The organism is Rhizobium sp. 10N414, assembly GCF_056394785.1.
In genome coordinates this window covers 1-9,443 of record NZ_JBFTIN010000077.1, presented here as the reverse complement: position 1 = coordinate 9,443, position 9,443 = coordinate 1, and the positions used below count along the sequence as shown (strand labels likewise).

General features: G+C 57.5%; 13 protein-coding genes, 2 tRNA genes and 1 pseudogene. 2 read left to right on the top strand and 14 right to left on the bottom strand.

What is annotated here, in order from left to right; genetic code table 11:
- Positions 1–303: 303 nt before the first annotated feature.
- The 13 genes from AC1DE4_RS31280 to AC1DE4_RS31220 all read right to left on the bottom strand — a co-directional run bounded on the left by AC1DE4_RS31280 (position 304) and on the right by AC1DE4_RS31220 (position 8,248).
- On the bottom strand, positions 304–621 hold the full coding sequence (locus AC1DE4_RS31280; protein WP_477884710.1) for a phage head closure protein: 318 nt from the start codon (positions 619–621) through the stop codon (positions 304–306).
- Positions 621–1,037 (bottom strand): DUF3168 domain-containing protein, encoded by a 417-nt coding sequence (locus AC1DE4_RS31275; RefSeq protein WP_477884709.1) that lies wholly within the window; start codon positions 1,035–1,037, stop codon positions 621–623. The genes AC1DE4_RS31280 and AC1DE4_RS31275 overlap by 1 nt, the downstream gene beginning before the upstream one ends.
- Entirely contained in the window at positions 1,034–1,465 is a 432-nt protein-coding gene (locus tag AC1DE4_RS31270; protein WP_477884708.1) for an HK97-gp10 family putative phage morphogenesis protein, read from the bottom strand. The genes AC1DE4_RS31275 and AC1DE4_RS31270 overlap by 4 nt, the downstream gene beginning before the upstream one ends.
- Positions 1,455–1,757: a head-tail connector protein gene (locus AC1DE4_RS31265; protein WP_477884707.1), complete on the bottom strand. Its 303-nt coding sequence runs from the start codon at positions 1,755–1,757 to the stop codon at positions 1,455–1,457. Before AC1DE4_RS31265 ends, AC1DE4_RS31270 begins: the two co-directional genes overlap by 11 nt.
- Before the next feature lie 7 nt (positions 1,758–1,764).
- Positions 1,765–2,016 (bottom strand): hypothetical protein, encoded by a 252-nt coding sequence (locus tag AC1DE4_RS31260; protein WP_477884706.1) that lies wholly within the window; start codon positions 2,014–2,016, stop codon positions 1,765–1,767.
- Positions 2,013–2,366: an HNH endonuclease signature motif containing protein gene (locus tag AC1DE4_RS31255; protein ID WP_477884705.1), complete on the bottom strand. Its 354-nt coding sequence runs from the start codon at positions 2,364–2,366 to the stop codon at positions 2,013–2,015. The genes AC1DE4_RS31260 and AC1DE4_RS31255 overlap by 4 nt, the downstream gene beginning before the upstream one ends.
- Entirely contained in the window at positions 2,363–2,989 is a 627-nt protein-coding gene (locus AC1DE4_RS31250; RefSeq protein ID WP_477884704.1) for a hypothetical protein, read from the bottom strand. The genes AC1DE4_RS31255 and AC1DE4_RS31250 overlap by 4 nt, the downstream gene beginning before the upstream one ends.
- Before the next feature lie 3 nt (positions 2,990–2,992).
- The gene (locus tag AC1DE4_RS31245) at positions 2,993–4,519 is read right to left on the bottom strand and encodes a phage major capsid protein (RefSeq protein ID WP_477884703.1); all 1,527 of its coding nucleotides are present in this window, start codon (positions 4,517–4,519) and stop codon (positions 2,993–2,995) included.
- The gene (locus AC1DE4_RS31240) at positions 4,516–4,911 is read right to left on the bottom strand and encodes a gene transfer agent family protein (RefSeq protein ID WP_477884702.1); all 396 of its coding nucleotides are present in this window, start codon (positions 4,909–4,911) and stop codon (positions 4,516–4,518) included. The genes AC1DE4_RS31245 and AC1DE4_RS31240 overlap by 4 nt, the downstream gene beginning before the upstream one ends.
- Positions 4,911–6,140, bottom strand: coding sequence for a phage portal protein (locus tag AC1DE4_RS31235; protein ID WP_477884701.1), 1,230 nt, complete (start codon positions 6,138–6,140; stop codon positions 4,911–4,913). Before AC1DE4_RS31235 ends, AC1DE4_RS31240 begins: the two co-directional genes overlap by 1 nt.
- A 100-nt stretch (positions 6,141–6,240) precedes the next feature.
- Positions 6,241–6,438 (bottom strand): hypothetical protein, encoded by a 198-nt coding sequence (locus AC1DE4_RS31230; RefSeq protein WP_477884700.1) that lies wholly within the window; start codon positions 6,436–6,438, stop codon positions 6,241–6,243.
- Positions 6,435–8,069 carry a hypothetical protein gene (locus AC1DE4_RS31225; protein WP_477884699.1) on the bottom strand — a complete coding sequence of 545 codons (1,635 nt, stop codon included), beginning with the start codon at positions 8,067–8,069 and terminating at the stop codon, positions 6,435–6,437. Before AC1DE4_RS31225 ends, AC1DE4_RS31230 begins: the two co-directional genes overlap by 4 nt.
- Positions 8,070–8,171: 102 nt before the next feature.
- A tRNA-Pro gene (locus AC1DE4_RS31220) sits at positions 8,172–8,248 on the bottom strand.
- A gap of 330 nt (positions 8,249–8,578) precedes the next feature.
- On the opposite strand from AC1DE4_RS31220, the gene AC1DE4_RS31215 reads away from it, so the two are divergent.
- Together AC1DE4_RS31215 and AC1DE4_RS31210 are read left to right on the top strand one after the other, a co-directional pair.
- A complete protein-coding gene (locus AC1DE4_RS31215) occupies positions 8,579–8,884 on the top strand; it encodes an ETC complex I subunit (protein WP_016554394.1) in 306 nt (101 codons plus the stop codon).
- A 45-nt stretch (positions 8,885–8,929) separates the two neighbouring features.
- A tRNA-Arg gene (locus AC1DE4_RS31210) sits at positions 8,930–9,006 on the top strand.
- A 37-nt stretch (positions 9,007–9,043) separates the two neighbouring features.
- On the opposite strand, the pseudogene AC1DE4_RS31205 reads toward AC1DE4_RS31210, so the two are convergent.
- Positions 9,044–9,443 (bottom strand): annotated as a pseudogene (locus AC1DE4_RS31205) (integrase core domain-containing protein); the annotation flags it as partial.

Below are 9,443 nucleotides of genomic sequence, written 5' to 3'. Positions count from 1 at the left end.
CACATCCGGGTGACCTCAAAACACGAGCTCAAGGAACGCATTATGGCCGGTATCGACGACATCAATCGTCATCCCGTCATCCACACATGGTCATACAAGCTCGCCGAGGCTGCTTGATATGATTCGAACCACGAAAACGCGCTACTAGGTCGCAACGCGTGATAATCCCGCGTTCGATAAGGCCGGGCATAATCCGCTTCCATTCGGCGCGCGCGTAGGCTGAAAGCTGCTTCGGCGCTGCCGGTGCGTTCCTCAATGCGCTGCTGTCCGGTGAAATTGCGGGCTTGATGCCGCGAAGGTGAGTCACTTCATGGCCTCGCCGCGAAGCTCAAGGGCCTCACGCCTGCCAAGTTCCTTGGTTTCCTTGAGGCCGTAAGCCGTGCCGTCATAGCTCACGCGGTCGGCAGTCGTGATGCCAGGGCGATAACGGACACGGAAAATCACGCTGCCGGTCTCTGCCTCGCCGTAACCGGTGAAGAATTCACTCGCCGTCTGCTGAAGAACTTCGGCCCATACCGTGGCGACGGGCACCCACGCCCTCTGCGCGTCACCGGACGGTGACATGGTTTCGGTTTCGCGTTCGATGGTGATGCGGCGATCCATGTTCCCGATATTGAGCATTAGACAATCCACCGAATGAGCGCTTCGACGGAGAGGATGCCGTGACCATAGGCCGGGTCAGGATCGCGCGGGAACCGAGACGCGGTGAGGCGAAAATGATCGCAATAGCCGCCCTCAATGGCGATGTTACGCTTATCGAGGGCGGCCATAACCGCGCCCGCGATTTCCTTCGCCGCATCCTGTCCCGCGTCCAGCGTCCAGATATGCAGGTCCAGGTATACCCACGCCGTCCGCTGGCTGCTGTAGTCGTGGCCGTGCAAAGCAGTGTTGCCGTCGCTCATGATGATGGAAGGCGTCTTGTCGGGCCGCGTGGTGCCCGCCCGGATATGGTCTGCCGGAACAAGGTCGGTCACTTCCGGCTTGCTGAGAAGGCGGGTGCGGATTGCGGTCTGAAGGGCTAAAGTCGGTTCAATCACTGTTCATTCCATGCGTCTTTGACGGCCTTCTTTGCGGCGCGGTTGATGCGGTTTTGAAGACGCTTGTGGAGAAGCCGAAGGGCGGGCCAAAAGAAGGGCTGCGCTTCCGTGTCGGAAGTGCCGTATTCGACAAGGTGCGCATAGCGAACGTCGCTGTTGCCTGCGGTAACAATAACTTCCGTTTCGCCGGCAACGCGCGCGCCGCCCGGCTGAGAGTAAGCAGGCGTCGACTGTCCCGGCATGGTGACATGGATGCTGCCGATCAATGCGCCGGTATCGCGGGACGTTTCGGCAAGTGCCTTCTGTGCTGCCGCAAGCTCTTCGCCGGACTTCAACAAGGCCGGAAGCACGGCTTCACGCGGCGCGCGAGCGATCCGGTCGAAGGCTGCGAGGGTTTCGGCTAGGCCGTTGTCGCTCTTATTCGCCATCGCCGAACCACGTATCACGGTAGGAATCGAGGATGGACGTGACGCCGAGCGGCGCAAGCTGTGCGGAAACGCCGAAAGTTGCGATGTTCCGGCACTCGAAATAGAAGGAAACGAGGCGCAAAAGCGCGATTTTCACGTCTGCCGGAAGCGGGTCCAGGTCGGCGAGGGGCTTTCCGACGTAGTTCGAAATCCACGTTTCCGCACCGTCGATATAGAGCGAAACAAGCTCATCTTCGGCGTTTCCGTCGATCTTCATATGTGCCTTGGCGAGTTCAAGACTGACTGCGGACATGCTGAATTTAAGCCTTCTCTAAAAAAGTTATATTCGGTGTCATTTGTGCGGTGCTCCCTGCGCCGGTTCCCTCAAACGCTGGCAAATTGGAGAGCACCCCCGCCCGGCGCTGCTTCGGCGTGGGCGTTCCGACGGCTTGCTCTACGGTCCAGCCTGCCGCGATGCGTGCCGTGATAGTTGCTGCCGGAATGCCGGTGATGTCTGCGAGTTCGGCGACAAGCCAGCGCTGGCCGCGATAGGTGTGGAGAATGGTCCTCATAAACTGCGCTCCTGACGCTGCTTGATCGAGTTGTGGCAAGGCGCGCAAAGCGGCTGCCAGTTGGCGCGGTGCCAGAAAAGGCGCTTGTCGCCACGGTGCGGGATGATGTGATCAACGACGGTAGCGAGGCGCGTTACGCCGTGGGTGCTACATTCCCGGCAATGCGGGTGCATGGCGAGGTATTCGAGGCGGGCCTTGCGCCATTCGCCGTTATAGCCGCGCTTGGCTGCTGAAGGGCGCTGCGCATCATGGCGGGCATTGCGTTCGCGAGTTGCGGCGCGCTGGCATTCGCAAAGGACGCCATGCGGCACGACGCGGCCACAAGAACAAATGCGGGCGGGCTTGCTCATACGCCACCTGCAATCTTGGCCTTCAGGGCGCGAAGGGCGTTGCGGTCAAATTCGGGATCAAGACCAGCGGCGACGTTGCGCGCGGCTTGATCGGGGTCGTTCTGTTTCTCTTCCTTGTCCTCGCCGCCGTGCATGGCCTTCAGCTTGTCGACATGGCCTGAATAGGCGCGATCGATTTCGGTCGGGGTGGCGTTCCATGCCGTTTCGGGCGTCCAGCCAAGCCAGCCGGTCGCCTTCTCATAAAGGTCCGCATAGTAGTCGGCCCATGCGACAGACTTGCCGGTAGGGGCTGCTAAAGCCTTCGTGTCCAACCGAATGACAGGCGCGGGCCGGAACATCGAGACGAGTTCGGCAAGCGGCAGGCGTGCGGGACCGATGAAAGAAGAAAGCGGCCTTCCGTCCAAGCCCAGAAGGAAGGCCGCAGCATCCTGCCGGGAGACAGAAGCGGCAAGGATGATTTCAGAAATGATGGTCAAGTTACCTTCTTCGAGCGCCCGGAACATGGCCGGGAAGCCATAGCGCGCTTCGAGAGTAATCGCGGCCCGCAAGGAGGGGCGAAGCGTCACGGTGTTTCCACCGTGCGCAATCGTCACCTGTTCATATGCGGGCCGTTGGTAGGTCATGGATTAGGCTGCGATCTTCAGCTTAGTGAGGGCTTCACCCATTACGACACGGCCACCGACACGACGGCGAGCATGAAGCTTAACGATGCCGTTGCTTGCGCCGGTCAGGTCATCGCGGATGATTTCGAAGCCTACGCGATCAGCAACGGCGTAGCCGCTGGCGAAGTCACCGAAGACAATCGGCGACTTGTCGTTGTCGATGTCGGGCATATCGACGGCCTCAAAGACCGGGCGGCCAAGAAGGGTCGGCGTCAGGCCGGCGGCAATAGAGGGCTGCCAAAGATAGGAACCGTCCGTGTCCTTCAGCTTGCGAACCGTTGCCATCGTCTTGCGGTTCATGAGCCACGAACCGTTTGCCGAATAGGCCGTCTTGATGCTGTAAAACAAGTCGATCAGATGATCGGCGTTCACTTCTTCAAATTCGAGTTCCTGAACGTCGTCCGACGTAAGGACGCCTTCGGCCTGGGTCGTGCCGTTGCCATTGATGAACCAAGCGGCTTCCTTCTGGCCGAAACGGCGCGCGACGTGGTTGCCGAGATAACCGGAAAGATCGATCTGCGCATCTTCAAGCAGAATACGCGTGACCGGGACAATGACGGCCATTTCGAACGGCTTAAGGTCGATCTGATCGAACGACGGTTCGCTTTCGGGGCGCGGTGCGGTTTCAGCGACTTCGCCAACCGCGACTTCATCGACAAGGCGCGGCAACTGAAGCAGGGGCCCGGACATGGCGATAGTCTGGGCAAGTCCGCGAACCGGCGAGAATTCCGCAACCTTTTCGAGGATCGAAGTCGAAACGACTTCCGGTGCCAAAATGCCGCCCGTGGAAGGCGAGCCATAGCCGAGCGACTTCACTTCGCTGGCGTCACCGGAACGGATGAAGTCTGCGAAAGCCTTCTTCTCGCTGTTGTCGTTTGCGCCATCCGGATGATTGTTATTTGCGGAAAGCGGGCGGTGAGCCTTGGCTTCCAGCTTATCGACACGTGCCTTGATAGCCTTCAGTTCTTCCGGGGATACAACCGAGTCGGACATCTGTTCGACAACCGGTTCCTTCAGTTCGTTTTCCATGCTGGTTCCTTCGATGATGGATTTGACTTCAATGGTGCGGGCGTCCGGGTGCACCGGGCGACGGCAAAGGGAAATTTCGGTAATGGTGAGATCGGTTAGGACACGCCCACCTTCAGGGCGGGCCTTGTGTTCATGAAGCTGGTAGCCAATGGACAAGCCGGACATGCTACCGGCGACAAGGCGACGGCGAGCCTCACGGGCGGGGCCGATGCCTTCCACAAACAACCGACCCTTAACTTCAAGTCCCTTGTCGGTGACATTGAAGGAATTCCAGATGCCGACAACCTGCCGCTGTTCGTGTTCAACGATCATCGGGACTTCAGGGGCGAACTTGAACGCGGTCGGTTCGATGAGGTCGCCGTAGCTGTCGGGCTTACCAAAAGGCCATGCGATGCCGGTCACAGTGCCAGCGTCGTCAATCGAGACTTCGGCCTTGATTTCGAGAGTAGCGGTTTCGCTCAAAGGCAGGACTCCGCAAGAGTTTCGTTGATGGCCGCCGAGAGGTCGCCGCTTGCTGCGGCATGTCCGATTTCGTCCAGGGCGATTGCCGTGACTTCCGGCTTGCCGTTCCAACGGGCGTCAAGAATGTCGAAGGCGAGGGGAAGAACTTCCATGATCGGACGCGGCTTGGCGTAGGTGTCGACAAGGGTTTGAGCTTCAGCCGGGGACGTTCCGCCACCAATCAGGCCAGTGCGGACGATTTCGATCATATCGATGAAATGGAAGTCCTGCCGTATGAAGCGGGCGTATAGCGCGTTGATACCAACGCCGGTCTTGCGCTCCAATTCGAGAATCATTTCGGTCGTGAGGGCGAACGTCTTTTCGCCATCACCGAAAAAGGCGGTGTGCTGCATTATTCGGCTGCTTCCTTCGGCGGCTGGCGATCTGCCGGGCCGGTCGTGGTCGTGTAAGGGTTTGCGAGTTCGTCGCCGCCCGGCAGGGCCGGAAGGTTCATTGCGGCGCGAACTTCGTTCGGGGTCATGGCGCGCATAGCGACAAGCTTGCCGAAGATTTCGGCCCGGCCTGCCGCGTCGGCACGCTGAAGGTCATCAATGACGAATTCGAAGTAGAGGGTGTCGCGCTCTTCGTCCGTGAGAAGCACGGTCGCGTAAGCGTCCTGCCACTTGTCCAGCCAAGGGCGAAGGCAGAGTTGAAGGAAGCTTGCGGCCATCTGTTCCGCGTTGCTCCACGTCGCGCGCTCTAGCTGGTAGAGCATGTGCGGCGGAACGCCGAAGATCCGGGCAACTTCGTTGATCTGCTCAAGGCGGTTTTCGATGAACTGAGCATCGGTGCTAGTCATGGTCGGCTGTTCGAACTTCCAACCGGCGTCCATAATCAGCGGATCACCGTTGGCATTCGTCCGCCACTTGCGCCACGACTTCAGAATATTGGCTATCGCGGCGCTTCCAGCTTCGCCGCCTTGAAGCTTCTCATTGGTGATGATGCCGCTAGGGCGAGCGCCGGAACCGAAGAACTGCGAGGCGTGGCGTTCAAGAACGGCAGCAACGCCGATAGCTTCACGGCCAAGCTTGACCGGCGAGACGCCAGCGAAGGCGGGGATATAAAGAACGTCGCGATAGGAAAGCCGCACCTGTCCGCGTTCGGCGGAATAGAGATAGTAGGGTTCGCCGTCGTCCTCGAACCGGCGTTGCACCTTCGACGGGTCCAGTCGGTGAAGCTCAAGGGGCCGATCATCGGAAGCGCGGACTACCTGCGCATAGCCAGCGCTATGAAGCAGGGCGTCAATCGTGAGATCAATTCGAAGCTGTCCGGCGCTGGTCCAGTCGTTAGCCCGGTTATGGGCAATCTTGTGGGCGCTATGATCCTTGGCTGCTTCCTTGCTGTCTTCGGATTCACGATACAGCTTGCAAGGAAGCGAGCCAATGGTTTCGGAGATCAGCCGGACGGCCTGAAGAACTGCCGGAATGCGCATCGCGGAGTTGCCAGTAACGACAACGCCAGATGCGGTAGGGATCACGCCGAAGATTTCATTAATCGCGGGATCATTGAGGGAATAGGCCTTCTGTTCTGCCGGAAGGCCGAAAGCCTTCTTCGCACTCGAAACAATGCCGGTAAAATTCATGCAATCTGTCCTCAATTAACTTGAGGACAGAATCTCACATCAGAACTCGCTTGTGAATCCCTATAATAGGAAAAGTTACCTACATAGGAAAAATATCTTATTATTTCTTAGTTTTTGCTATGTCTTCGTCGATAATGGCGTGAACTCGGGCCTTGAGCACGCCCATACCTTCTTCATGAGTAGCCTTGGCGATTTCTGACATAACGTATGGCTCGCCGGGGCGGGCTATAAGTGCTGCCAACATCGCGTGGCGTTGATAAGAAATCCGGTAGCCCTTGTGAGTTTCATCGAACTTCAATTCTCGTATCCTTCTTCAACATTCGCAGGATGTGTTGTGCTCGCGGCTCTTTCTTCCAAGATGTTTTGCACCTTGTCCATCTGGTTTGCGATTTCGATCAGTCGCAAGTCGCTGCCACCATAGTCATCAGCCGAAGAGCCGGACGATCTACCGGTGATGTAGAGCGCCGCCTTCTGGCTGACGCCAGCGAAAAGAGCGTCTTCGAACAGATGACGGAAACCGTGGTTCGGCGGTGGCATGTCTTCACGATTGGGAAACACTTTCTCATGAATCCATTCGCGAATGCGCTGATCCTCGTTCTTCCCGCCCGGAAACAGCTTTCCGTTGGGCTGAGCCTTCACGAAATCAATGAAGCCCTCTTTGATCAAGGCGCGATGCACTGGCACTTTGCGCGCCTTGCCGGTCTTTGTCGTGCGGCCATTGCCAACGCGGATATGGATGAACCAATGCCCTTCAATCTCGGATACGTCGGCTTTCTCAAGCGGCGTAATTTCGTTCACACGCGCGCCGGTATGGGCGATGATCCATGGTATCCAACGGAAGCTTGAACGGGTTGCGGTTCGTGCAAATTCAAGCAGGTGCCGGGCTTCCATAAGTGAATATGTGCGGTCCGCGCTGTCGCCTTTCTCTACGTTAGGCAACTCCAATGCCGCCCACGGATCGCCCTGGGGGAACATCTGCCGCTCTGATTGAGTATTCGCCCAATTCATCAACGTGCGGATCACAGTGATTTTGTCTTTGACCGTCTTCCGGGAGAGCTTACCTGCCTCAAGCAGGTGATCGCGCCACGCCTTGCCATCGGCGAGCGTGATGGTCGCAACCTTCTTGTCCCTGCGGAAATGTTCGAAATCATACTGAGCGGCGCGATACTTATCTAACGTCGCTTCAGACTTGGCACGGCCTAAGCCTAGGGCGGCCCGGCGCGCTTGTTCCTCAATCACACGGTCGAAGGTCCAGCTATCAAACACGCGAATCGGCTCCGCGTCCTGCGCCTGCTCAATTGCCTCTTGTTTAATTGCCTCGACCAACGCCGGGTGTTCGGGCTGGCCTGTGAAGTCGCCTTCGTCCCGTTCCGCTTGTCGGGCAAGGCCGTCAAGCTCCGCGATGCAAAGTGCCTGCGCGACCGTTCTAAATTCCCTACTGCCGGGTTGCGCGGCAACTTCGCCGGTTTTCTGGAGCCTGCGGATGATATGGCCGATAAGGCTAAGATATTCTTGATCGGTGAGACCACCCGCGATGCCGTCGCGTAGCTTCGCCACCCGATGCTCATCCACATAGCCGAATGCCGCGTAACGATAATCGGTTGCGCGTAGCTCATCGTCAAACGCCACAACTTCCCGGTAGCGGCGAACCATGAGCTTTGCCGGGTCTACCGGGTCTGTTGTGATTGCGATGCTCTTGCCGGTGTCCTGAGTGTAAGCTTCAGCCGCCTTGCGAAGCTGCTCTTTGAAGACTGCGACGTGATAATGAAGGTTTTCTTTTGCCGTGCGGAGATCGGGGCCAAGCGGCTCGCGCAACTGTGTTTGGCGGACATAGGGCCGGAGTTCCGGCTTAACCGGGACGCGGGCGAAATAGCGTCCGTCAAGCAGTTGCAGATAGAGGGGGAGTTTCCGCTTCTTTGTTTTTGCCATGTCCGATGCCCGTTTGTAACGAGTTTTGTAAGGGTAGTTCGGACAAAGGTGCTTGAAACACAAGGGTTTTCTTGAATTTCAATCACTTACAAGCGGGGAAAATGGTCGGAGTGGAGAGATTCGAACTCCCGACCCTCTGGTCCCAAACCAGATGCGCTACCAGACTGCGCTACACTCCGTGCCGACGAGGGAGGCCAATACACGGTTCGCCCCGCGCCCGCAATATCTAAATCGCCTATCCCCAACCTTGGTGTGAGCATTCTTTTCCTCAAGCTTGCGGTGTGAAGCGATCGATATGAGCATGACAATCGATGATCGCGGGAGGAAGGCGCCTGTTGGAAACGGTTGAACAGCGCTGCGACTGGTACGGCTTTTTTCTTGAAAAGAAAGGGATTCGCCGCTAAGCAAAATTCATCTCTTCGTGCGATGGTTTGCGTCAAGAGTAGCTGCCTTGTGGGGCAGAATGAAGTTTCAAGTGCGAAAGCCGCTAAATCGGAGGCCCTGCAGCAATGTCTGCCAAGATCTACCGTCCAGCCAAGACCGCGATGCAGTCCGGCAAGGCAAAGACACATATTTGGGTTCTTGAGTTTGATCAGGAGACGCCGCGCACCATCGATCCGATCATGGGCTATACGTCTTCCTCGGATATGCGCCAGCAGCTGAAGCTGACCTTCGAAACGCAGGAACTCGCTGAGGCTTACGCGAAGCGTAACGGCATCGAGTACCGGGTTATTGCCCCGAAGGATCCGCAGCGCCAGATCGTGGCTTATCCTGACAATTTCCGCTATACGCGGACGCAACCCTGGACGCATTGATCCGCGTTCATCCGCAGATTTGACCGGGTGCGAATTCGGTCATGCGGCCCCTTAGCTCAGCTGGATAGAGCACCTGCCTTCTAAGCAGGTTGTCGCAGGTTCGATTCCTGCAGGGGTCGCCACTCTTTCTCGGTCCGTTCTGGACACATAGGTTACGTTTTATTCCTGAGACATAGGTAACACTTTTGGACCGAAAGGGTTCGGCAAAGGTTCAAGCCTGCATGTCTCATCATCGAAGTATCCCAGATCGTAGTCCATAAAGCTTGTCAGCCAGATATTGTCTTCGACCTGTTTGATGCCGACGGCCTGACCGGCGAAGACCAGACTGAGATTGATCTTCTTCCGCTTGTAGCAGATGCGTCCGCATGTTGTGACGGTGACTGTCTGGTCGTGGAACGGGTAGTCGAGATCGGGTAGGCCATGTTGAGCGCCTGGTGGGGCCGCTCGCTGTTGAACTCCTCGACGAAGTCGTCGAAGCGGGCTTGCTGCTGCAGGAAATTGTCTCCGGCCGGCTTGGTTGTCTCAAGTTTCAGTGTCAGATGCATGCGTTCATGGCGGC

What these genes read in the sequence shown, in the direction of transcription:
- AC1DE4_RS31280 (WP_477884710.1), bottom strand. Translation starts at nt 621, where the DNA reads ATGCTCAATATCGGGAACATGGATCGCCGCATCACCATCGAACGCGAA.
- AC1DE4_RS31270 (WP_477884708.1), bottom strand. Translation starts at nt 1,465, where the DNA reads ATGGCGAATAAGAGCGACAACGGCCTAGCCGAAACCCTCGCAGCCTTC.
- AC1DE4_RS31265 (WP_477884707.1), bottom strand. Translation starts at nt 1,757, where the DNA reads ATGTCCGCAGTCAGTCTTGAACTCGCCAAGGCACATATGAAGATCGAC.
- AC1DE4_RS31260 (WP_477884706.1), bottom strand. Translation starts at nt 2,016, where the DNA reads ATGAGGACCATTCTCCACACCTATCGCGGCCAGCGCTGGCTTGTCGCC.
- AC1DE4_RS31255 (WP_477884705.1), bottom strand. Translation starts at nt 2,366, where the DNA reads ATGAGCAAGCCCGCCCGCATTTGTTCTTGTGGCCGCGTCGTGCCGCAT.
- AC1DE4_RS31250 (WP_477884704.1), bottom strand. Translation starts at nt 2,989, where the DNA reads ATGACCTACCAACGGCCCGCATATGAACAGGTGACGATTGCGCACGGT.
- AC1DE4_RS31240 (WP_477884702.1), bottom strand. Translation starts at nt 4,911, where the DNA reads ATGCAGCACACCGCCTTTTTCGGTGATGGCGAAAAGACGTTCGCCCTC.
- AC1DE4_RS31235 (WP_477884701.1), bottom strand. Translation starts at nt 6,140, where the DNA reads ATGAATTTTACCGGCATTGTTTCGAGTGCGAAGAAGGCTTTCGGCCTT.
- AC1DE4_RS31225 (WP_477884699.1), bottom strand. Translation starts at nt 8,069, where the DNA reads ATGGCAAAAACAAAGAAGCGGAAACTCCCCCTCTATCTGCAACTGCTT.
- AC1DE4_RS31215 (WP_016554394.1), top strand. Translation starts at nt 8,579, where the DNA reads ATGTCTGCCAAGATCTACCGTCCAGCCAAGACCGCGATGCAGTCCGGC.